General features: G+C 68.0%; 17 protein-coding genes and 1 tRNA gene. 9 read left to right on the top strand and 9 right to left on the bottom strand.

Annotation, left to right across the window (positions count from 1 at the left end; all coding sequences use genetic code 11):
* Nucleotides 1-122: 122 nt before the first annotated feature.
* A complete protein-coding gene (locus tag AMK58_RS02140; RefSeq protein ID WP_059398556.1) occupies nucleotides 123-4,979 on the bottom strand; it encodes an NAD-glutamate dehydrogenase in 4,857 nt (1,618 codons plus the stop codon).
* 219 nt (nucleotides 4,980-5,198) lie between these two features.
* Here AMK58_RS02140 and AMK58_RS02145 point away from each other — a divergent pair, with 219 nt between their 5' ends.
* Nucleotides 5,199-6,866 (top strand): HD-GYP domain-containing protein, encoded by a 1,668-nt coding sequence (locus tag AMK58_RS02145; RefSeq protein WP_035669331.1) that lies wholly within the window; start codon nucleotides 5,199-5,201, stop codon nucleotides 6,864-6,866.
* A 247-nt stretch (nucleotides 6,867-7,113) separates the two neighbouring features.
* A complete protein-coding gene (locus AMK58_RS02150; protein WP_059399027.1) occupies nucleotides 7,114-8,085 on the top strand; it encodes a Bug family tripartite tricarboxylate transporter substrate binding protein in 972 nt (323 codons plus the stop codon).
* A 132-nt stretch (nucleotides 8,086-8,217) separates the two neighbouring features.
* Here the strand turns inward: AMK58_RS02150 and AMK58_RS02155 are convergent, their stop codons facing one another.
* The 5 genes from AMK58_RS02155 to AMK58_RS02175 form a co-directional block, all read right to left on the bottom strand.
* Nucleotides 8,218-9,915, bottom strand: coding sequence for a methyl-accepting chemotaxis protein (locus AMK58_RS02155; RefSeq protein WP_035669329.1), 1,698 nt, complete (start codon nucleotides 9,913-9,915; stop codon nucleotides 8,218-8,220).
* A 156-nt stretch (nucleotides 9,916-10,071) separates the two neighbouring features.
* A complete protein-coding gene (locus AMK58_RS02160; RefSeq protein WP_035669327.1) occupies nucleotides 10,072-11,055 on the bottom strand; it encodes a Bug family tripartite tricarboxylate transporter substrate binding protein in 984 nt (327 codons plus the stop codon).
* 546 nt (nucleotides 11,056-11,601) lie between these two features.
* Nucleotides 11,602-12,531, bottom strand: coding sequence for an AEC family transporter (locus AMK58_RS02165; protein ID WP_035669325.1), 930 nt, complete (start codon nucleotides 12,529-12,531; stop codon nucleotides 11,602-11,604).
* Between the two features lie 78 nt (nucleotides 12,532-12,609).
* Nucleotides 12,610-13,287, bottom strand: a complete 678-nt coding sequence (locus AMK58_RS02170) for an RraA family protein (protein ID WP_035669322.1) — start codon at nucleotides 13,285-13,287, stop codon at nucleotides 12,610-12,612.
* A 670-nt stretch (nucleotides 13,288-13,957) separates the two neighbouring features.
* A tRNA-Gly gene (locus AMK58_RS02175) sits at nucleotides 13,958-14,032 on the bottom strand.
* 149 nt (nucleotides 14,033-14,181) lie between these two features.
* Here AMK58_RS02175 and AMK58_RS02180 point away from each other — a divergent pair.
* The 6 genes from AMK58_RS02180 (at nucleotide 14,182) to AMK58_RS02205 (ending at nucleotide 17,764) form a co-directional block, all read left to right on the top strand.
* The gene (locus AMK58_RS02180; RefSeq protein ID WP_035669319.1) at nucleotides 14,182-14,748 is read left to right on the top strand and encodes a prolyl-tRNA synthetase associated domain-containing protein; all 567 of its coding nucleotides are present in this window, start codon (nucleotides 14,182-14,184) and stop codon (nucleotides 14,746-14,748) included.
* A 54-nt stretch (nucleotides 14,749-14,802) separates the two neighbouring features.
* Nucleotides 14,803-15,756 carry a thioredoxin family protein gene (locus tag AMK58_RS02185; RefSeq protein WP_035669316.1) on the top strand — a complete coding sequence of 318 codons (954 nt, stop codon included), beginning with the start codon at nucleotides 14,803-14,805 and terminating at the stop codon, nucleotides 15,754-15,756.
* A 105-nt stretch (nucleotides 15,757-15,861) separates the two neighbouring features.
* Entirely contained in the window at nucleotides 15,862-16,551 is a 690-nt protein-coding gene (locus AMK58_RS02190; protein ID WP_035669314.1) for an LON peptidase substrate-binding domain-containing protein, read from the top strand.
* A 48-nt stretch (nucleotides 16,552-16,599) separates the two neighbouring features.
* The gene (locus AMK58_RS02195; RefSeq protein ID WP_035669312.1) at nucleotides 16,600-16,836 is read left to right on the top strand and encodes a Trm112 family protein; all 237 of its coding nucleotides are present in this window, start codon (nucleotides 16,600-16,602) and stop codon (nucleotides 16,834-16,836) included.
* Nucleotides 16,836-17,240 (top strand): gamma-butyrobetaine hydroxylase family protein, encoded by a 405-nt coding sequence (locus tag AMK58_RS02200; protein WP_035669310.1) that lies wholly within the window; start codon nucleotides 16,836-16,838, stop codon nucleotides 17,238-17,240. The genes AMK58_RS02195 and AMK58_RS02200 overlap by 1 nt, the downstream gene beginning before the upstream one ends.
* 149 nt (nucleotides 17,241-17,389) lie before the next feature.
* The gene (locus AMK58_RS02205) at nucleotides 17,390-17,764 is read left to right on the top strand and encodes a hypothetical protein (RefSeq protein WP_137165168.1); all 375 of its coding nucleotides are present in this window, start codon (nucleotides 17,390-17,392) and stop codon (nucleotides 17,762-17,764) included.
* Between the two features lie 150 nt (nucleotides 17,765-17,914).
* Here AMK58_RS02205 and AMK58_RS02210 read toward each other — a convergent pair whose 3' ends face one another.
* Both AMK58_RS02210 and AMK58_RS02215 read right to left on the bottom strand, forming a co-directional pair.
* Nucleotides 17,915-18,271, bottom strand: coding sequence for a cupin domain-containing protein (locus AMK58_RS02210; RefSeq protein ID WP_051139979.1), 357 nt, complete (start codon nucleotides 18,269-18,271; stop codon nucleotides 17,915-17,917).
* A gap of 14 nt (nucleotides 18,272-18,285) precedes the next feature.
* A complete protein-coding gene (locus AMK58_RS02215) occupies nucleotides 18,286-18,972 on the bottom strand; it encodes an HAD family hydrolase (RefSeq protein ID WP_014238562.1) in 687 nt (228 codons plus the stop codon).
* 311 nt (nucleotides 18,973-19,283) lie between these two features.
* On the opposite strand from AMK58_RS02215, the gene AMK58_RS02220 reads away from it, so the two are divergent.
* Nucleotides 19,284-19,502 (top strand): DUF1127 domain-containing protein, encoded by a 219-nt coding sequence (locus AMK58_RS02220; RefSeq protein WP_079285004.1) that lies wholly within the window; start codon nucleotides 19,284-19,286, stop codon nucleotides 19,500-19,502.
* A gap of 273 nt (nucleotides 19,503-19,775) precedes the next feature.
* On the opposite strand, the gene AMK58_RS02225 is transcribed toward AMK58_RS02220, so the two are convergent.
* Nucleotides 19,776-20,912, bottom strand: coding sequence for a type III PLP-dependent enzyme (locus AMK58_RS02225; RefSeq protein ID WP_035669307.1), 1,137 nt, complete (start codon nucleotides 20,910-20,912; stop codon nucleotides 19,776-19,778).
* Nucleotides 20,913-21,287 lie beyond the last annotated feature (375 nt).

The following is a 21,287-nucleotide window of genomic DNA, read 5'->3' on the forward strand; positions in this document are numbered from 1 at the left end:
GGCTCCGGTTGGGCGGACAATCCTTGGATTGGCCGCACCATAGCCGGAAAGCGGGCGGGACGCATGGGAAACCCTCGTCCGGACCCGCCCGAAGGGGGCCGGACGAGGGGTTTTCAAGCCGTTTACCCCGCCGTCAGGCCGCGGAGCTGCCGGTTCGCCACCGCCAGCATCGACAGGTCGACGTTGGGCTGGGTGCGCAACTCGGACAGGAGCTGCTCCACCCGCTCCACCACCGGGCGGCGGTGGGCGATCCAGGCCTCCACGGGGGCGTCGGCGGGAAGCTGGTCCACCGCCTCCAGCACGCGGGTGGTCAGCGCGGTCTGGTGGGCGAACAGGTCGTCCACCAGGGCCGCCACCGCCTGCTTCTGCCAATGGTTCTCCGCCTTCGCCGCGGCGGCCTTGTCGCGCAGCCACTCCAGGCCGAAGCGGCGGCCCAGCATGAAGTAGACCGCGGCGACGTCCGCGACCCCGCGCCCGGTGCGTCCGGCGATGCGGACGAGGTCGGGGGCGGCGGCCAGAACCGGCAGCGCCGCCATGCGGCGGGCCAGCTCGGCGGGAACGCCCTGCTCCTGGTAGGAGGCGACGCGGGCGGTCAGGCGGGCCGTCTCCTCGGCGTCCAGCACGTTGTCGAGACCGGCGAGAAGCGTCTCGATGCCGGGCCGGAAGGCCTCCGTCTCGCGGGCGATGTCCAGCGGCTGCTGGCAGCTCGCCAGGAACCAGGCGGCGGCGCGCTCCATGTGGCGGACCGTCTCCAGGATCATGCTGGTCTGGAGCGCGGCGGGAACCACGTTGTCCAGATCCTCGATCCCCGTCCACAGCGAGCGCAGGCCGAAGGCGTCGCGCACGATGGTGTAGGCGCGGGCCACGTCCCCCGGCCCCATGCCGGTCTTTTCCATCATCTCCTTGACGAAGGTCGGGCCGGTGCGGTTGACGAGGCTGTTGGTGACGCTGGTCGCGATGATCTCCCGCCGCAGCCGGTGGCGCCCGACCGCCTCCGCATGGGCCTTGCGCAGCGGCTTGGGGAAGTAGCGGGTGAGGTCGTCGGCCATGAAGGGATCGTCCGGCAGGTCCGACGCCAGCAGATCGTCGTAGAGCGTGATCTTGGCGTAGGCCAGCAGCACCGCCAGCTCGGGCCGGGTCAGCCCTTCGCGGTTGGCCATGCGGGCGGACAGCTCCTCCTCGTCGGGAAGATACTCGATGGCGCGGTTCAGCCGGCCCGCCTTCTCCAGCGAGCGGATCAGCCGGGCCTGCGCCTCCAGCGCGCCGGGGCCCTGGGCGCGGGCGACGGTCAGCGCCTGGCTCTGCAGGTAGTTGTCGGCCAGCACCAGACCGGCCACCTCGTCGGTCATGGCGGCGAGCAGCTGGTCGCGCTGCTTCAGCGTCATGTCGCCGCGGACGACCACGTCGTTCAGCAGGATCTTGATGTTCACCTCATGGTCGGAGGTGTCGACGCCCGCTGAATTGTCGATGGCGTCGGTGTTCAGCCGCACCCCGTGCTGCGCCGCCTCGATGCGGCCGCGCTGGGTGACGCCCAGGTTGGCGCCCTCGCCGATCACCTTGGCCCGCACGTCGCGCCCGTCGATGCGCAGCGCGTCGTTGGCCTTGTCGCCGACCTCGGCGTTGGTCTCCTCCGCCGCCTTCAGGTAGGTGCCGATGCCGCCGAACCACAGCAGGTCCACCTCGGCCTTCAGCAGGGTCTGCATCAGCTCCAGCGGGGTGACGTGGTCCTTGGCGATGCCGAAGCGCTGGCGGATCTCCGGCGTCAGCTCCAGCGACTTGGCGGAGCGGTCAAAAATGCGGCCGCCCGCGGACAGCAGCGACTCGTCGTAGTCCGCCCAGGAGGAGCGCGGCAGGTCGAACAGGCGCTGCCGCTCCTCCCAGCTCCGCGCGGGGTCGGGGTCGGGGTCGATGAAGATGTGCCGGTGATCGAAGGCGGCGAGCAGGCGGATGTGCTTCGACAGCAGCATGCCGTTGCCGAACACGTCGCCCGACATGTCGCCGACGCCGACGACGGTGAAGTCCTGCGTCTGGGTGTCGTGCCCCAGTTCGCGGAAATGGCGCTTCACCGATTCCCAGGCGCCGCGGGCGGTGATGCCCATCTTCTTGTGGTCGTAGCCGGCGGAGCCGCCCGACGCGAAGGCGTCGCCCAGCCAGAAGCCGTGGTCCACCGACACCGAATTGGCGATGTCGGAGAAGGTTGCCGTGCCCTTGTCGGCGGCCACCACCAGATAGGGGTCGTCCCCATCGTGGCGGACGACCTCGGGCGGCGGCACCACCGCGCCCTCGGCGTCGAGGTTGTCGGTGATGTCGAGCAGGCCGCGCATCAGCGTCTTGTAGCACTCGATGCCCTCGGCCAGCGCCGCCTCGCGCCCGGCGGACGGCGGCGGCGGGCGCTTGACCACGAAGCCGCCCTTGGAGCCGACCGGCACGATGACGGTGTTCTTGACCATCTGCGCCTTCATCAACCCGAGGATCTCCGTGCGGAAATCCTCGCGGCGGTCGGACCAGCGGATGCCGCCGCGCGCCACCTTGCCGCCGCGCAGATGGACGCCCTCCATCCGCGGGCTGTAGACGAACACCTCGACCATCGGGCGGGGCAGCGGCAGGTCGTCGATGTGGCGGCTGTCGATCTTGAAGGAGATGTAGGTCTTGGGCCGCCCGTCCGCGCCGTTCTGATAGGCGTTGGTGCGCAGCGTATTGCACAGCAGGTTGAGGAAGCGCCGCAGGATGCGGTCCTCGTCGAGGTTCTTCACCCCGTCGAGCGCGCGTTCGATCTCCGCGGCCAGCCCCGGATCGTTCTGCGGGCGGCGGGCCGGGTCGAAGCGGCTGTGGAACAGGGCGACCAGCTTGCGCGCGATGGCCGGATGGCCGGCCAGCGTGCTTTCCACCACGTCCTGCCCATAGGGGATGCGGGCTTGGCGCAGATACTTGGCGTAGGCGCGCAGCACCGTCACCTCCCGGGCGGTCAGGCCGGCGCGGAGCACGAGGCGGTTGAAGCCGTCATCCTCCATCCGTCCGTCCCAGACGGCGGCGAAGGCATCCTGGAACTTCTCCTTGACCATCGCGCAGTCGATGGGCAGCCCGTTCTGCGAGCGCGCGGTGAAGTCGTGGATCCACACCGGGGCGGCGTGGCCGGCAATGGCGATCTCGAAGGGCGCTTCGGTGATCACCTTCAGGTCCATGTGCTCCAGCATGGGCAGCACGTCGGACAGCGGCACCGGTCGGCCTTCGTGGTAGATCTTGACGTGCAGCTCGTCCCCTTCGGCCTCCAGCGGGCGGTAGAGGTTGATGCCGAGCGTGCCCTGGGCCGTCGCCTTCTCGATGCGGTCGATGTCGAAGACGGCGGCCTCCGCGTTGAACTCCTCGCGGTAGGCGGTGGGGAAGGCGTCGGCGTAGCGGCGGAACAGGGTGCGTCCCTGCTCCTCGCCATGGGCCTCGACCAGCGCGTCGCGCAGATGGTCGTCCCAGCCGCGCGAGGCCTGGACCAGCCGCGCCTCCAGATCGGTGGCGTCGACGGCGGGCACGCGGCCCGGCTCGGTCCGGATGATGAAATGCAGGCGGGCCAGCACGCTTTCGGTCAGCTGCGTGGTGAAGCCGGTGCAGGTGCCGTCGTAGGCGGCCTCCAGGATGGACTGGATGCGCCGGCGCAGCGTGGTGTCGTAGCGGTCGCGCGGCACGTAGACGAGGCAGGAGGCGAAGCGCTCGAACGGGTCCTTGCGCACGAACAGGGCCAGCCGCTGCCGCTCCTGCAGGTGCAGGATGCCGACGGCGATGTCCAGCAGCTCCGGCACCTGGATCTGGAACAGCTCGTCGCGCGGATAGGTCTCCAGGATGTGCAGCAGCGCCTTGCCGTCATGGCCCTGCGGGTCGAAGCCGGCCAGCTCCATCACCTCGGCGACCTTGCGGCGGAGGTAGGGGATCTCGCGCGGGCTGCGGTTGTAGGCGACGGAGGTGAAGAGGCCGGCGACCAGCCGCTCGCCGATGATCCGCCCCTCGGCGTCGAAGCGCTTGATGAGGAAGGCGTCCATCGGCACCGCGCGGTGCACGGGGGAGGGGCGGTTGCCCTTGGTCACCATCAGGACGCGCGGGTTGCGCAGGAAGTCGCGCACGTCGGGCGGCAGGGTGGCGTAGTTGCGCAGCCCGTCGAAGACGGTGACGGAGTCGTCGCGCAGGATGCCCAGACCGCTGCCGGCGACCAGACCCAGCGAGGAGTCCACCCCGTCGGCGCCGCTCTCGAAGCGGTATTCGCGGTAGCCGAGGAAGGTGAAATGGTCGTCGTCGGCCCAGGACAGGAAGGCCTTGGCCTCGTCCACCTCGTCGTCGGGGATGATGGCCGGGACGGCGGCGCGGGCGCAGTCGGCCTCCACGATGGCGGCGCGCACCTGCTGGCGCATGGCCCGCCAGTCGGCGACGGCGGCGCGCACGTCGGCCAGCACGCGTTCCAGCCCCTCGCGGGCCTGGTCAAGCGCGGCGGCGCCGGTGACCGCGCCGACCTCCACATGCATGAAGGACTCGGGGGCGGCGTCGGTGGGGGCCGCCGCCGGCTCGTACAGCTCCACCAGCTGGCCGTCGGCGTCGCGCTTGACCCGCACCACGGGGTGGATGACCAGATGGACGGTCAGCCCCTGGCGGTTCAGCTCCGCGGTCACCGAGTCGACGAGGAAAGGCATGTCGTCGTTGACGATCTCCACCACCGTGCGGTGGGACTGCCAGCCATGCTCCTCGACCCGGGGATTGTAGACGCGGACCTTGGCGCGGTCCGTCGCCTCACGCTGCTGGCCCCATTGCCACATGGCGAGGGCGGCGCCGTAGAGCTGCTCCGCCGGAGCCTGGATGATGTCGTCGGGCGGGACGTTATCGTAGAACTGCCGTACGAAGCGCTCCGCCGGTGCCGCGCGGCTGCGGCCCAGCCGCTCGCGAACCTGCCGCACGACCTCTTCGGTCAGCTCGTCCTTGAGCTGTTCGGCCCTGAGAGCCATCGCTCCAATCCTTCCCTGATTTTTTGCGGCGGTTTGCCGCCGTTGTAGGCAGAGGGTAGCCGATTTGCCGCCACAGGCAACAGGCGGAGGGGCGTAACCGGAAGAGGCGGTTATTACGGAGAAGCCCTTCGTGTCCAAACCGATGAAAGTTGAATGAATCGGGAAGTGGGCGTATTTTTTGTGCAGGCGCGCGCATCGCGCGCAACCATCGAGACGGTTATGCCCAACGACGACGCCCGCCCGCCGGAGGCCACCCCGGTTCCGCCCGCCAAGCCCCGCCTGCACGTCCTCGTGGTCGATCCCGATCCGGCGCTGGCCGGGCTGACGCGCACCGCGCTCGACGGCTTCGCGCTGGACGGGGCGCCGGTGACGGTGCTGACCGCCGCGACCGCCGCCGAGGCGCGCGAGGCGCTGTACCGCAACCCCGGCACCGCCGCCGTCCTGTTGGAGCCGGTGCTGGACCCCGCGGCGGATGGGGTGCCGGAAGGGCTCGGCCTCATCGACCACATCCGCAAGGATCTGGGAAACAGCCGCGCCCGCATCCTGGTCTGCACCGCCCATCCCGAGCGGGCGCCGGAGGAGGTGGTGGTGGAGGGCCACGACGTCAGCGACTACCGCCTGAAGGACGGGCTGACGGCGCGCACGCTGCGCACCGCGGTGGTCCCGCGGCTGCGCGCCTTCCTCAACCTGCAGACCCAGGCGGCCGGGCGCAAGGCGCTGGCCCGCATGCTGGTGGCGACCACCGGCCTGCTGGAGATGCGCACCCCGGACGTGCTGTTCCCCAACATCCTGCCGCGCGTCGTCGGGCTGCTGGGCATCGGGCGGCACGCCCTGTTGTGCATCCAGGGCGACACGCTGCCGCGCGACCGCCGCATCCGCGTGCGCGCCTCCACCGGGCGCTTCGCCAAGTGGAAGGACGTGGACGTCGCCGAGCTGGGCGAGCCCAACGTGGCCGCCGCGCTGGAACGGCTGAGCCCGAGTTCCGAGACCATCGTGGAGCCGGGCTATTGCGCCCTGCGGCTGCGCGCCCATGGCGGGATCATCGGGATGATCTACGTCGAGGGTCACAACAACGAGGGCACCGCCCGCGAGTGGCAGCTGCTGGAGCTGTTCCGCAACAAATGCTCCATCGCCTTCGAGAACGCCCTGCTGTTCGAGGAGTTGAACACCGCGCAGAAGGCCACCGTCCTGGCCATGGGGTCGCTCGCCGAATACAAGGACAACGCCGCCGCCGGCCATCTCCAGCGCATCGAGCGGCTGGTCGGCGACATCGCCCGCGAGCTGCGCGTCCACGGCCGCTTCGCCGACGAGCTGGACGAGGAGCTGGTGGAGAAGGTCGGGCTGGCCGCTCTTCTGCACGACGTCGGCATGCTGAGCGTGTCGGACGAGACGCTGGGCATCCCCGGCGAGCTGGCGAACAACGACATGGCGGCCATCCAGCGCCACACGCTGATCGGCCACCGCATCCTCAGCGAGGCGGCGCTGCCCCTGCGCGGGCGCAGCCTGCTGTCGATCGCCGCGGAGATCGCCCGCTACCACCACGAGCGCTACGACGGGTCGGGCTACATGGAAGGGCTGCGCGGCGGGGCCATCCCGGTGTCGGCGCGGATCATGGCCGTGGCCGACGTGTTCGACGCCCTCATCACCGACCGCCAGTACCGCAAGGCGTGGGGGGTGGAGCATGCCATCACCTGGATCGCCGAGCGGGCGGGCAAGGACTTCGACCCGCTGGTGGTCGAGGCATTCCTGACGGTGATCCGCCGCATTCAGACCGAGGAGCCGGACTGGTTCCCCAAGCCGGAGGGCGGCAACCAGGGCATGCTGGTGGCGGCCATCGGGCGCAAGCTGCGCGCCCTGTTCGGCAACCGCGCCGAGCCGATCAACTGAATTCCGTCGCCGCGTGACGGAACGGGACCGGGCGGCCTTTCCCTGGTGGAAAGGCCGTTTTGCCGTCACCTTTCGGTGAGGATGGGTGGCGCGGCAATGTGTCCGTTCCTCTCACTGTGGTTGTGTCTTAAATACTATTGTGTACAAAAAATCGTGTTACTATGAATTGCGCAACCGACACCACAAAGGCGTTCCTTGGTGGCGCTCCGGTGTGGTGATCTTGCGGCAGCTTTTGGCGGAGCCGACCATGAAAGCCAGACGTTTCATTTCCAGCCTGCTGACCTCCTGTGCCTTGTTGCTGGGCGCGACAGCGGCCCAGGCCGCCTACCCGGACAAGCCGATCACCATGATCGTCGCCTACGGGGCGGGCGGATCGACCGACGTGACCGCGCGCATGCTGGCGCCCTTCATCGAAAAATATCTGGGCGGCGGCGCGCGGATCGTGGTGATGAACCGCGGCGGCGCCGGGGGGGAGATCGGCTTCGCGGCCATCGCCGACGCCACGCCGGACGGCTACACCATCGGCTTCATCAACACGCCGAACGTCGTCACCATCCCGATCGAGCGCAACGCCCGCTTCACGCTCGACCGGCTGGACCCGCTGGTCAACGTCGTCGACGATCCGGGCATCATGACGGTCCACGGCGACAGCCCCTACAAGACGGTGGAGGATCTGGTCGCCCAGGCCAAGGCCAATCCGAACACCATCACGCTGGGCTCCACCGGCGTCGGGTCGGACGACCATCTGGCCATGCTGCTGCTCCAGCGGCAGGCCAACGTCCGCTTCACCCATGTGCCCTTTCCCGGCAGCGCGGAGAACTACCGCTCCATGCTCGGCCGCCACACCCAGATCTGCGGCCAGAACCTGGGCGAGGGGCTGCGCGGCAAGGCCGGCGGCGACAACGTCCGCATCCTCGGCGTGATGAGCACGCAGCGCTGGGACATGGCGCCCGACCTGCCGACCTTCAAGGAACTGGGCTACAACATCACCATGGCGTCGCTGCGCGGCGTCGGCGCGCCGAAGGGGCTGCCGCCGGAGATCCGCGCCAAATTGGTCGATGCGGTGACCAAGGCCGCCAACGACCCGGAGTTCCAGAGCAAGGCCCGCGACACCTACCAGCCGCTGCGCATCCTCGATTCGGAAGCCTTCTCTGCGGAGCTGAAGGAGCTGGATGGCGATTTCCGCAACCTCTGGCGCGAGTTCCCCTGGTTGAAGTGATTGGGCTGAAGTGATCGGGTGAGGCGGACGGGACAGGCCGTATAGAAAAGGCCCCTCTTCCATGTGGAAGAGGGGCCTTTTTCATGGGCGGTGCCGGAGGACGCCACGGCGTCCTCCCCGCATCGGGCCGGGTCAGGCCGCGGTGATGCGGGTGATGAAGGCTTCGATCTCGTTGTCCAGCCGGTTGAAGCTGCGCGACAGCTCTTCGGTCGTGGTCTGGACGGCGCCGGCGGAATGGCCGGTGGTCTCCGCCGCCTGCTGCACCAGCCGCATCTCCTGGAGCACGGCCACCGTGTCGGTGGCGGCGCGCTGCGAGCGCTCGCTGATGTCGCGGGTGGCGGCGTCCTGTTCCTCAACCGCCGCGGCGACGGTGCTGAGCGATTCGTCCACCTGCCGGATGGTGTTGACGATGGCGCGGATGGCGTTGACCGCCGCGGTGGTCGCCGCCTGCACCGCCGCGATTTCCGCGCCGATTTCGTCGGTGGCCTTCGCAGTCTGGTTGGCGAGGCTCTTGACCTCCTGCGCCACCACGGCGAAGCCCTTGCCGGCCTCGCCGGCGCGGGCGGCCTCGATGGTGGCGTTCAGCGCCAGCAGGTTGGTCTGGCCGGCGATGTTGTTGATGAGGCCGACCACCTCCTCGATCTTCCGGCTGGCCTCGCTGAGTCCCTGGACGATCGAGTCGGTCCGCCCGGCCTCGTCCACCGCGCCGCGGGCGAGCTGGGTCGATTGGGTGATGGACCGGGTGATCTCGTCGATGGAGGCGCGGAGCTGCTCCGCCCCGGCGGCCACGCTCTCCACCTCGCTCGTCGCCTCCTGCACGGCGTGGGCGACGGAGTCACTGTGGTGGCTGGTCTGGCGGGCGTTCTCCAGCATGACGTTGGCTTCGCCGCGCATGGATGTGGCGGACCGCACCACCTCGCCCATCATCGCCTTGACCGACGCCTCCAGGTCGGCGGCGAGGCTGTTCATGGCCCGCCGCTGCTCCTCGGTGGCGCGGGCGCGCATGGCCTCCTGCTCGCGCGCCATTTCCTGGACGCGCAGGGCGTTCTCCTTGAAGACGCGGACGGTGCGGGCCATCTGGCCGATCTCGTCGCCGCGCTCGGCGGCGGGCACTTCGTCCTCCAGCCGGCCCTGGGCCAGCCGTTCCATCACCGTGGTCAGGCGGACCACCGGACGGGCGATGTTGAAGCCGATGAACAGCGCGACGCCCACCGTGATGAGCAGGGCGACGATCGCCGAGGCGATGAAGGCCTGGGTGGTCGCGTCGACCGACGCGTTCACGTTGGCGTAGGCGTCGGCCGACTGCTGGCGCTGGTAGGTCAGGTAGTCGCGGGCGGTGCCGTTCAGGCGCCCGTAGGCCGCCTGGACCTCCTGCAGGAAGTCGAGCGGATCGACGCCCATCTTCAGCAGGTCGAGGAAGCTGGTCACCTTCGCCTGATAGGCCGCGGTGTCGGAGCCGAAGCGCTGGAGGATCTGCCCCTCCTCCTCGGTCGCGGCGGACTGGCCCTTCATCTTGTCCGCCTGGGTCTTCAGCTTGGTGATCTGTTCGGTCAGGGCCTTCGATTCATCTTCGACCGCCTTGGGGGAGGCGTTGGCGGTGCTGAGGATCACCGTCCGGTAGAGGCCGGCGTGGGCGACGGTCAGCGTGTCGGTCAACGCCTGGACATCCGCTTCCCGCGTGAAGGAGCGGTTGAACAGCGTGTCCAGCAGGCGTGACTGTTCCGTGATGGCGGAGCCGCCGAGCAACGCGATGGCAAGCATGCCCAGGATCGCTGTCGCCGCCGGGATTCCCATTTTGGTGGGAATGTGGAGGTGATTGAGGAAAGTCATGGAGCACCTGCTTCAACCATTGGCCGGTCCGTTGGCGCCGGATGGTCAGGGGGGCTTGAACCGCACCCGACGCAGGCCGGTCGGCCGGCGGCGGGTGGTTTCGCGGATGGGCCGGACCCGGACGGGCCAGCCCGCCCGGGTCGCGTCAGCCCCGGATCACTTCAGCCAGGGCGACGACTGCCACAGCGACTTCAGCTCGGTGTCGAGCTGCTTCAGCTCCGCCGCGAAGGCGTCGGGGCCGAGGACGCGCAGCGGCTGGAAGGTCTCCTTGGCCTCGGCCTTCGCCACGAACTCCGGATCGGTCGCGGCCTTGGTGACGGCGTCCACCAGCTTGGCGCGGACGTCGGCGGGCAGGCCCTTCGGCGCGCAGACGCCGCGCAGCGAGGCCATCAGCACCGGGTAGCCCTGCTCCGCGAAGGTCGGGATGTCCGGGGCGGCCTTCCAGCGGTCCTTGCTCATCACGCCGAGCACGCGGATCTGGTCGGAGGCCTGGCCGCGCAGCCCTTCGCCGAGGTTCTGGCCGCTGATCTGGATCTTCTTGGCGAGCATCGCCTTGTAGTTGGCGGCGGAGCCGGAGAAGGGCACATGGGTGAACTGCACGCCCGCCTGGCGCTGCACCAGCAGCATGGCGAGCTGGTCGTCCGAGCCCACGCCGGTGGTGCCGACGGTGACGGTGTTCGGGTTGGCCTTGGCGTGCTCCACGACGTCCTTCAGCGTCTTGAAGGCGCTGTCGCCGGGAACGCTCCACACGCCGGGATCGTCGACGACGTTGACCAGCGCGTCCAGCCGGTCCGCCGAAAAGCGGGCCTGACGCTCGATCGGGATCGACACCATGTTCGGCGTGTTGCAGAAGCCGATGGAGTAGCCGTCCGGTGCCGCGTCGGCGATGGCCGCGAAGCCGATCTCGCCGCCGGCGCCCGGCTTGTTCACCACTTCGATCCGGGTGCCGCCCAGATGCTTCTCGATGAAGGGAGCCAGCAGGCGCGCGGTCACGTCGGTCGAACCGCCGGCGTCGTAGGCGACGACCACGGTGATCGGCTTCTCGGGGTAGGCGGCCCGGGCCGTCGACAGAGCGGTCGTCGACATGGCCAGCGCCAGGGTCCCGGTCGCCAGCGCCAGGAACTTGCTGCGAATGATCATCTGGATGCCCTTCTTTCCTGCGTTATTGCGGAAGACCCCCTTGGCCGCGGACGCGGTGGGGTCCCGGGAGATCCCGCCCGTCCCGATGCGGACACAGGCTGGGCCTCCTTTTCTGAAATTCTCGTAAAGATCGATGGTCATTGATTTTGGCAGCATTGAAATTTTGGGTCATGAACGACACGAGGATCCGTCATCGCCTTGAAATGGATGAACGCATACTTCGGTATGTCTGTCTTCGTGGATGGCCGATCCCATTGCCGATACTGCGGCGGAGTTCGGTTGCCATTCTCGCGAAAAAGAGCGGTTCATAGGCCCAGCGCTGTCAAATCGACCCGATGGAAGCGGCTTTAACGCTTCAAAGTGGAAGATACAGAGTCTCTGTTCGTGTATCAATCGTGCTGACCGAATTGAATATCCGGAAATCACAGCGATTTTCGACGAATGCTTTCTATCTGGCGTGGTTTCTTGGGGTTCCGCGCGATCGGGTGTGTGTGACGGGCGTCAAATGGACGCATAATGAAAGTCGCCTGCGTCGAAATGACCGCGTCAGCTCATCGCCACCATGAAGGCGACGGAAATCGAGATCGGGGACATCAGGGTGGACAGCAGCAGCGACATCGACACCAGCTCCCGCCCCGTCTGATAGCGCTCGGCAAAGGCGTAGACGTTGACGCCGATGGGCAGCGCCGCCGCGGTCACGGCGGGGGCCAGCCAGTCCGGCGGCAGATGGAAGACCTCCACCGCCAGCACCCAGGTCAGCACCGGGTGCAGGACCGTCTTCATCACCGCCAGGACCAGCGCCTGGCCGAACTTGCCCGACAGCTTCCCGAAGGACAGCGAGGTGCCCAGCGTGAAGCAGGCGCAGGGCAGGACGGTGGCCGCGGCGTAGTCCGCCGCCTTCATGACCGCGTCCGGTACATGGACGCCGCTCAGGTTGAAGCCCATGCCGACGACGATCGACAGGATCATCGGGCTGAGCAGGGTCGCCTTGACGGCGTTGACCGCGGCGACCACCGGCCGCCCGCCCGCCGTCCGCTGCGCCTCGGCGATCATCGTCGCCGTGGTGAAGAGGAGCGGCGACTGGAACAGGATCAGCAGCATCACCGGAATGGCCACCGACGATCCGTAGGCGTCCATCAGGATCGGCGCGCCGAGCAGGCCGATGGAGGAGAAGGAGGGGGCGAAGCCGCCGATCGCCGCCTCGTCCCGCCGCCGGATGGACAGCATCCAGGCGGCGCCCAGCCCGAAGATGATGAAGGCCGCGACGAAGAACGACGCCACGAAGCCCCATTCGATGGGATCGGGGATCTTCGCTTTGGCCATCGCCGCGAACAGCAGCGCCGGCAGGGCGTAGATGCCGAGAAAGCGCGACAGCCCTTGAGCCGCCGTGTTGCTGAAATTGCCCGATTTCCCGGCGTAGAAGCCGAGCGCGACCAGGACGAACATCGGCAGCACGATTTGAAAGATGAGCGTCATGGCGGTGGAAACCGGTCTTGGGGCGGCTCGAAGGGCTGTGCGGCTCGCCGGCTCGCGTGGTCCGGCGGATGCCGGGGGTCAGCGCAGGGTGGGCGTCTCGACGATTTCCGGTTCCGGCACGCCCAGCACCTCCATCAGCGACTTGCCGGCGTCGAGCTGCTGCGACCAGATCTTCTCCTTGGCCATCAGCTCCAGGCAGCGCCGCAGCACCTCGTCCATCACGGCCAGCGGCACCACGGTCACCCCGTCGTCGTCGCCGATGATCAGGTCGCCCGGATTGACCACCATGCCGCCGACGCCGGCCGGGACGTCCATCTTGCCGCCGAAGGATTTGTGCGGGCCGCGCGGCACCGAGCCCTTGGCGAAGACCGGGAAGCCGATGGTCCGGATTTCCTGAAGGTCACGGACGGAGCCGTCGATCACCAGCCCGCCCAGGCCGCGCGACTTGCAGCCGCGGACCACCCATTCACCGGCCAGCGCCACCTCCTCCAGGCCGGCGCCGGCGACCACCACCACCTCGCCCGGCTCGGCCAGGCTGCAGGCGGTCAGCAGCATGCTGTTGTCGCCCGGCATCGACACGGCGGTGCGGGCCTGCCCGCAGATGCGCATCCCCGGGGCGCAGGGCTTGATCCGGGCGTCCATGCTCTGGCAGCGGTTCTGCACGTCGGACGCGATGCTGCTGGGGACCGTCTTCCAGATTTCCAGCATGTCCGGGGACAGGCGCGGAAAATTCACGATGTAGCGTTGCATAGCCATGGGAAGGACCTCTTGTCGTCTGGGCGGATTGCCGTCTGGGCTGTACGAAGCGGGGCTTGGAAGCGCGACCAGCGGCACCGCCAGTCGCAGTGCGACGACAGCGGAGCCGATGACGATCAGGCGGGGGAGGGCCGGTGTTGCCGGAACGGCGGACGCCGGCCGGACAGGAACGTCCTGTCCGGGAAAATCACGGGCTCAGCCCGTCCGACGCCACCAGACCATCCATGGTGCATACAACCCTAACCGGATAGAAGTTCTATTTGTTTCGTATTTGAAGCTTAGTCTTTCGGACGGTCATACGCAAGTAGGTTGCCAAGAAGTAAATTTATTCACGCCATCATATGGGGTATGTGCGTCGGGAATGACCTACAAAGGCATGTCGGTTGCGGGGGGAAACGCCTTATGGTTGCGAATTTTTGGCATTGCCCGCCCTTACGGCTGCGCTGGTTCAAGGTTGGGAACGTCGGGGGCCAAGGCATCGGTTGTGGTCGGCGGAGTGCTGCGGCGCAGACTCGGCTTCGAAAGCGATGGCGTCGGTTGCGGACTCGCAACGCGCGGGGAAGGGGACGGTCGGGAGGGGAAAAAACGAAAAAGGCCGGCACCCGAGGGTCCAGCCTTTCCATCAACCGTTCTGTTTCCCTCCGAAGAACCACCGCCTTCGTCGGGAGAATGGAGCGGGCGAAGGGATTCGAACCCTCGACCCCAACCTTGGCAAGGTTGTGCTCTACCCCTGAGCTACGCCCGCGCTCCGTTTCGCTGCCGTTCGGACCGTTGTTCGGTGCCGTCCGGCGGCGTGCGGCGGACTATACTCATGGATCGGCGCAATGCAAGCGTCATGTTTCACTTTTCTCGGGCGCCTCGACAGATTTTCCCCGCACCGCTAAAGATGGCGCCATGGACACCCGCGACACCCCCGAGGGCAGGGCCGAGGAGCCGCTGCCGACGAGCCCGGAGCAGCTCCTGGAGCATCTCGCGGCGCTCGGCATTCGCACCGTGACCCACCGTCACCCGCCGCTGCACACGGTGGAGGAGAGCAAGGCGCTGCGCGGCGCGCTCCCCGGCGGCCATTGCAAGAACCTGTTCCTGAAGGACAAGAAGGAGCAGCACTGGCTGGTCGTCGCGCTGGAGGACGCGCGGGTGGAGTTGAACCGCTTCGACAAGGTGATCGGATCGGCGCGGCTGTCCTTCGCCTCCGCCGACCGGCTGTGGCGGCATCTCGGCGTGCGGCCCGGCTCGGTCACGCCCTTCTCCGTGGTCAACGACCGTGAGCAGCGGGTGAGGGTGGTGCTGCAGGAGCAGATGCTGGCCCACGATCCGCTGAACTACCATCCGCTGCTGAACGATCGCACCACGGCCATCACCGCCGTGGACCTGCTGCGCTTCCTCCGGGCCGGCGGGCACGAGCCGCTGATCGTGCCCTTCGGCGAGGAGCCGCCGGACTCTCAGCCGACGCTTGCTTAACGCGCCCCGTGCGCTCATCTATCACGCGAGATCGCAAAGGGATACGTGACCGCCATGTTCTCCATTCCGCCCGCCAACAAGCCCGTCGCCGCCGGCGCCGCTCCCGCCGCCGCCGGTGACCTGATCAAGGACAGCAGCGACCGCGCCTTCATGGCCGACGTCATCGAGGCGTCGCAGTCCGTGCCGGTGATCGTCGATTTCTGGGCGCCCTGGTGCGGCCCGTGCAAGCAGCTCGGCCCGATCCTGGAAAAGACGGTGCTGGCCGCGAAGGGCAAGGTGCGGCTGGTCAAGATCGACACCGACAAGGACCCGATGATCGCCTCGCAGCTCCGCGTGCAGTCGATCCCGGCGGTCTACGCCTTCTTCCAGGGGCGTCCGGTGGACGGCTTCATGGGCGCCCTGCCGGAGTCGCAGGTGAAGGCCTTCGTGGAGAAGCTGCTGAAGCTGGCCGGCGCCGCGGGCGGCGGCGAGGGCGACATCCTGGAGGAGGCGCTGGCCCAGGCCAAGGAGGCGCTGGAGGCCGGCGACACCCAGACCGCCTCGGAGATCTACGGCGAGATCCTGCAGGCCGATCCGGAGAACCTGAACCCCGTGGCCTACGCCGGGCTGGTCCGCTGCCTGATCGTCAACGACGAGCTGGCCCGCGCCAAGCAGATGCTCGACAAGGTGCCGGAGCCGATCGCCAAGGACAAGGAGATCGCCGCGGTGCGCAGCGCGCTGGAGGTCGCCGAGCAGGCCGCCAACGCCGGCCCGATCCCGGAGCTGATGGAGAAGGTCGCCCACAACCAGGACGACCACGAGGCCCGCTTCGATCTCGCGCTCGCGCTGTTCGCCGCCGGCAAGCGCGAGGCCGCGGTGGACGAGCTTCTGGAACTGGTGCGCCGCGACCGTGCCTGGAACGATGAGGCTGCCCGCAAGCAGCTCGTCAAGTTCTTCGAGGCCTTCGGCCCGACCGACCCGCTGACGGTGCAGAGCCGCCGGCGGCTGTCCTCGATCCTGTTCCGCTGATTTCGGGGGCGGCCGCGAGCCTTTTTCGTTCGCGGCCGTTTCGTTCCCCGTCGCTCTGTTCGTAGGCGCTCTGTTCGCCGTGTCCGGGGGTTCTATATTCGTCGCATGAGCCGGAACCCCATCGACCCGTCACCGGACCGCTTCCCGCGGCAGCTCCCGATCTTCCCGCTCGCGGGGGTTCTGCTGCTGCCGCGCGGGCGCCTGCCGCTGAACATCTTCGAGCCGCGCTACCTCGCGATGGTCGAGGACGCGCTGGCCGGCGACCGCATGATCGGCATGGTCCAGCCGACCGACCCGGCCTGCCGCCTGCGCGAGCCGGCGGTCTACGGCACCGGCTGCGCCGGGCGGATCACCAGCTTCGCCGAGACCGAGGATGGCCGCTACATCATCACCCTGACCGGAGTCAGCCGCTTCGCCATCATGCGGGAACTGGAGGGCCAGCGCGGCTACCGCCGTGTCGCCGCGGATTGGGACCGCTTCTCCGGCGACTTGATCGACCCGCTGGAGCGCGGCGGGGCCGACGGCTGCGGGCTGGATCGCGCGCGTCTGCTGGCCGGGCTGAAAGGCTATTTCAGGATGCAGGGGCTGTCGGTGGACTGGAAGGCCATCGACGGCACGCCGGACGAGCGGCTGGTCACCTCGCTGGCGATGATCTGCCCCTTCTCGCCCAGCGAAAAGCAGGCCCTTCTTGAAACGCCGGATTTGCCGGAGCGCGCGAAGCTCTTGATCGCCCTGGTCGAGATGGCCATTCTCGACGGCCATGAGGGCGACGGCGGCAACGCGCTGCGTCACTGACCGTTTCCTTCGACCGACACTGCACTTTCCGACTGCGAGGCCCGATCCATGAGCGCCCATTCCCACGACGACACGCCCGCCGACGGCAAGACGCAGGCGCGCGTCGATCCGAAGCTTCTGGAGATCCTCGTCTGCCCGCTGACCAAGGGGCCGCTGCGCTACGACGCCGAGCGCGCCGAACTGATCAGCGACCGCGCCGGGCTGGCCTATCCGATCCGCGACGGCATTCCGATCATGCTGATCGACGAGGCCCGCAGCCTCGACGGGAAGCCGGGGGCCGCCTGATGTCCGACGAGCAATTCGCGTCGGACGCCTTCGGCACCAGGCATTGGCCGGTGGAAGTCCGGCTGAAGAAGGAGGAGAAGCGGCTGGAGGTCGATTTCGACAACGGCCAAACCTTCTCCTACCCGGCGGAGTTCCTGCGCGTCCACAGCCCGAGCGCCGAGGTGCAGGGCCACGGTCCCGGCCAGAAGCAGACCGTCTCGGCCCGTCGCCATGTCGGCATCATGAGCCTGGAGGCCATCGGCCATTACGCCCTGCGGATCGTCTTCGACGACCTGCACGACAGCGGCATCTACTCCTGGAAGCTGCTGTACGAACTGGGCGAGGACCAGGATCGCCTGTGGGCGGAGTATCTGGCGGAACTGGAGGCCAAGGGCCTGAGCCGCGATCCGCGCGGCCGGCGCTGACGGGACGAGCGGCGGGGTATGGCATTCGGTCATGGCCCCGCTTTTTTTCGTGTCGCCTTTCCGGGCGTTCGGGTGCGACGTGTTGCGCATTCATGAAAAGGGCGTAGATAACGGCTCATCGACCGTTCCTCCGCCGCAGGATGACCGCCGTGACCGCGACCGACCCGACCGGCGCGACCGCCAGCCCGACCACCGGTCCTGACGCCGATTCGCCGCCCACGGGTGGCGTCGGATTGCCTGTTCCCACCACCCCCGCGCCGGACGATGCGCCGCCGGCGACGGGCGGCTGGGGCTGGGCGGGCGGCTACGGGCGGCGCGGCAGCGCCCTGCGGCAGAAGCTGGCCGCGCATCTGGCGGCCCGCCGCCGCAAGCGGCGCGCCTGGGCGCGTGACATCGCGCGGATCGTCCTGGTGGTGTCGATCATGGCGCTCGCCGCGCTGGCCGTGGAGATCGGGCGCAAGGCCGTCGTCGTTCTGAACCGCGCCGACCTGGGCGCTGTCCATCTGTTCGGGGAGCGCGACTGAAGCGCTTGATGTTCCCTCTCCCCTCTGGGGAGAGGGTTAGGGTGAGGGGGTTGCGCTTTTGCCGAACTTCCCGCCACGCGCACCCCCCTCACCGGCCCTTCGGGCCACCCTCTCCCCGGAGGGGAGAGGGCTAAGGATGGCGTGATCTGCTCAGGGAAGAATGACCACGTAGCGTTTCGTCGTGGTCTCAAGCACCTCCCACACGCCGTCGAAGCCCGGCTCCAGCGTGAAGCGGTCGCCGGGGCCGACCAGCCAGCGGCGCCCGTCGGCGTGGCTGATGGCGCTGCTCCCTTCCAGGATCTCGCAATACTCCCACTCGTCGTAGACGATCCGCCAGGAACCGGGGGTGGAGCGCCAGACCCCTGCGAAGCGCTTGCCGTCCGCCGATTCGTACTCGTTCCAGGTGGTGAAGACCGGGGCGCCGGACAGGACGCGGTCGGGGGCCGGACCGCCGGTTTCTGGTTCCACGGCGGGGCGGGCGGGGTCGGTCAGCAGGGCGAAGCTCATCACACGTCTCCCTTTCACCAAGCGGCGAGCAGCGGCGGCAGGCCGTGCAGGCTGTCAATGCGTCGATAATTCTCGGTGGGCGGCTCGGCCACCTCGTGCGCCCAGGTGACGTGGTAGGGCACATGGACGGCGTGGCCGCCGACGGCCAGCACGGGCAGGATGTCCGACCGCACGGAATTGCCCACCATGACGAAGCGTGCCGGGTCCACCCCGTGGCGGTCGAGCAGGCGGCGGTAGGTGGCCGGGTCCTTCTCGCTGACGATCTCGATGGCGTCGAAGCGCCCGGCGAGGCCGGAGCGGGCGATCTTGCTCTCCTGGTCGAACAGGTCGCCCTTGGTGACGAGCAGCAGCCGGTAGCGCCCGGCCAGCCCCTCCACCACCTCCTGCACCCCGTCGAGCAGGTCGACCGGGTGTTCCAGCATCGCCTTGCCGAACTCGACGAGACTCTGGATGTCCCGCCCGCCGATGCGCCCGTCGGTCAGGTCGACCGCCGTCTCGATCATCGACAGGACGAAGCCCTTGATGCCGTAGCCGTAGACGCGGAGGTTCTCGCGCTCGGCCTGCAGCAGCCGCCGGTCGATGTCCGCCGGGTCGGCCAAGTGGTTGGCGAGCAGCGCGCGGAAGCGGTCCTGCGTCATCGAGAACAGGGACTCGTTGTGCCACAGCGTGTCGTCGCCGTCGAAGGCGATGGTGTCGATCATGGGAAGAACTCGGTGTCGGACGACGGTCGGAACCAGAGGTAGGACGCGCCGCGGCGGCTGTCCAGCGCTTCGTTCCGAACCCGGTTTGTTGGTGGGTTGCACAATTTGTGACGCCCAAAAGCTGTGCATTCGTCCATTATTCTTGCATCGGTGATATTCCTACGACAGCTATCGAGAAAGCTCACGGCTCGCATACCCACATGGCGGTGGCGGGTTTGCGCGGGATGAGCAATATTCTTTCTCACAAAGCGAGGGCGCGGCGGCCACTTTCGGCAGGCCCCCTCGGGACCTTCAAAGATAGGATGACCACCATGGCAATCGCTCTGCGCGCGGCCCCCGCCGGCCGTACCCTGCGCCCTGCTCCGGTGGCGTATGTGCTGGACAGCGTTCTGGACACGTTCGCCCTGTGGCGGCAGCGCACCATCACCCGCCGCGAGCTGGCTCGGCTGGACGACCGGATGCTGCACGACATCGGCATCTCCCAGTTCGACGTCGAAGACGAGATCAGCAAGCCGTTCTGGAAGGCTTGATGCCGCCGTCACGGCTGCGGGAGACCGCAAGGAAAAGGGCCGCCCCCGTGTAAGGGAGCGGCCCTTTTCGCATTCGGGTCCCGTTTTCGGCGTCTGCCCCCTCCCCGGCCCTCCCCCTCTGCGAGGGAGATGGTGCCTTCTGCGAAGCGGCGGCCAGACCCCTCCACCTCGAAGAGGGGAAGGGTTAGGGAGGGGGCAGCAGAAGCTGGAAATGAAGAAGGCCACTCTTCCCGAAGGAAGAGTGGCCTTTTGCTTAGCCGAAACGCCGCCCGATCAGATGCAGATCTGCTGGAGCGGGGCGAAGCCGTTGAAGCAGACCGCCGAGTAGGTCGTCGTATAGGCGCCCGTGGCGTGGATGCGCACGCGGTCGCCGGCCTTCAGGTCCATCGGCAGCTTGTACTCGGCGCGCTCGTAGAGCACGTCGGCGCTGTCGCAGGTCGGGCCGGCCAGCACGACCGCTTCCGTGTCGCCTTCCCCGTCGTCCCCCATCACCTGGATCGGGTACTGGATCGCCTCGTCCATCGTCTCGGCGAGACCGCTGAACTTGCCGATGTCCAGATAGACCCAGCGCTTCACGTCGTTGGCCGACTTGCGGGAGACGAGGACGACCTCGCTCTCGATGATGCCGGCGTTGCCGACCATGCTGCGGCCCGGCTCCACGATGGCTTCCGGCAGGCGGTTGCCGAAGTGGGTGCGCAGGGACTCGAAGATGGCCTGGCCGTAGGCGGTGGTCTCCGGCACGTCGGTGCGGTAGCGGGTGGGGAAGCCGCCGCCCAGGTTGATCATGCCGAGGTCGACGCCCAGCACCTCAAGCTCGCGGAACAGCTGCGCCACCTGGAAGATGGCGTGGTCCCACTGCATCAGGTCCTTCTGCTGCGAGCCGACGTGGAAGGACACGCCGTAGGGAACGACGTTCATGCCCTTGGCCTTCAGCAGCAGTTCCCGCGCCATGGCGAGATCGCAGCCGAACTTGCGCGACAGCGGCCACTCGGCGCCCTCGCCGGAGGTCAGGATGCGGCAGAAGACGCGGGCGCCGGGGGCGGCGCGGGCGATCTTCTCCAGCTCCGCCTCGCTGTCGAAGGCGAACAGGCGCACGCCCAGCTCGAAGGCGCGGCGGATGTCCGCTTCCTTCTTGATGGTGTTGCCGTAGGAGATGCGCTCCGGCGCGCAGCCGGCGGCCAGCACCATCTGGATTTCCGGGACGCTGGCGGTGTCGAAGGCGGAGCCCAGACGGGTCAGCAGGCCGAGGATCTCCGGCGCCGGATTGGCCTTCACGGCGTAGAAGATCTTGGCGTCCGGGAGCGCTTCCTCCAGGTCGTGGTAGTTCGCTTCCACGACGTCCAGATCGACGACGAGGCACGGGGTCTGCGGACGCTGCTCTTCGAAAAAGCGCGCAATCTTATCGGTCATCTCAGTCTCCCGGACGCAAGATGAAGGTGTCGGACGAATTGTGAAAAAGCAGGGGCGGAGCGGCCGCGCGCTGCTGACCGGTCAAAAAGAAAAGACGGTCAGGCGCTCAGGCCGCCCATACTGGACTGCCGTGTTGCCTTGCGGGGAAGAGCTGAACGGGACAGAACCGGAAAGAGTCGGAGACGGGTGAGCCGGCGCCCACCCACAACAACATGAACCATCGTAACCTCCAAGACGCCGCCTTGCTTAAGGGACGGTCGGGGATCACGCGTTACGTCGTTGCATAACCACATCTCGAAAAGGACGAGGGGCGGGCCAGCGGCACGTGCGCTTGCGAGTTGCGGTTACATAGATCGAACGGGCCGCCTTTTAAAG

This window comes from Azospirillum brasilense, from assembly GCF_001315015.1.
Classification (GTDB): domain Bacteria; phylum Pseudomonadota; class Alphaproteobacteria; order Azospirillales; family Azospirillaceae; genus Azospirillum; species Azospirillum brasilense.

Coding starts and splice junctions, on each gene's coding strand:
- AMK58_RS02180 (WP_035669319.1), top strand. CDS start 14,182: ATGGACACCCGCGACACCCCCGAGGGCAGGGCCGAGGAGCCGCTGCCG.
- AMK58_RS02140 (WP_059398556.1), bottom strand. CDS start 4,979: ATGGCTCTCAGGGCCGAACAGCTCAAGGACGAGCTGACCGAAGAGGTC.
- AMK58_RS02210 (WP_051139979.1), bottom strand. CDS start 18,271: ATGAGCTTCGCCCTGCTGACCGACCCCGCCCGCCCCGCCGTGGAACCA.
- AMK58_RS02195 (WP_035669312.1), top strand. CDS start 16,600: ATGAGCGCCCATTCCCACGACGACACGCCCGCCGACGGCAAGACGCAG.
- AMK58_RS02190 (WP_035669314.1), top strand. CDS start 15,862: ATGAGCCGGAACCCCATCGACCCGTCACCGGACCGCTTCCCGCGGCAG.
- AMK58_RS02155 (WP_035669329.1), bottom strand. CDS start 9,915: ATGACTTTCCTCAATCACCTCCACATTCCCACCAAAATGGGAATCCCG.
- AMK58_RS02170 (WP_035669322.1), bottom strand. CDS start 13,287: ATGGCTATGCAACGCTACATCGTGAATTTTCCGCGCCTGTCCCCGGAC.
- AMK58_RS02165 (WP_035669325.1), bottom strand. CDS start 12,531: ATGACGCTCATCTTTCAAATCGTGCTGCCGATGTTCGTCCTGGTCGCG.
- AMK58_RS02145 (WP_035669331.1), top strand. CDS start 5,199: ATGCCCAACGACGACGCCCGCCCGCCGGAGGCCACCCCGGTTCCGCCC.
- AMK58_RS02225 (WP_035669307.1), bottom strand. CDS start 20,912: ATGACCGATAAGATTGCGCGCTTTTTCGAAGAGCAGCGTCCGCAGACC.
- AMK58_RS02215 (WP_014238562.1), bottom strand. CDS start 18,972: ATGATCGACACCATCGCCTTCGACGGCGACGACACGCTGTGGCACAAC.
- AMK58_RS02150 (WP_059399027.1), top strand. CDS start 7,114: ATGAAAGCCAGACGTTTCATTTCCAGCCTGCTGACCTCCTGTGCCTTG.
- AMK58_RS02160 (WP_035669327.1), bottom strand. CDS start 11,055: ATGATCATTCGCAGCAAGTTCCTGGCGCTGGCGACCGGGACCCTGGCG.
- AMK58_RS02200 (WP_035669310.1), top strand. CDS start 16,836: ATGTCCGACGAGCAATTCGCGTCGGACGCCTTCGGCACCAGGCATTGG.
- AMK58_RS02220 (WP_079285004.1), top strand. CDS start 19,284: ATGGCAATCGCTCTGCGCGCGGCCCCCGCCGGCCGTACCCTGCGCCCT.
- AMK58_RS02185 (WP_035669316.1), top strand. CDS start 14,803: ATGTTCTCCATTCCGCCCGCCAACAAGCCCGTCGCCGCCGGCGCCGCT.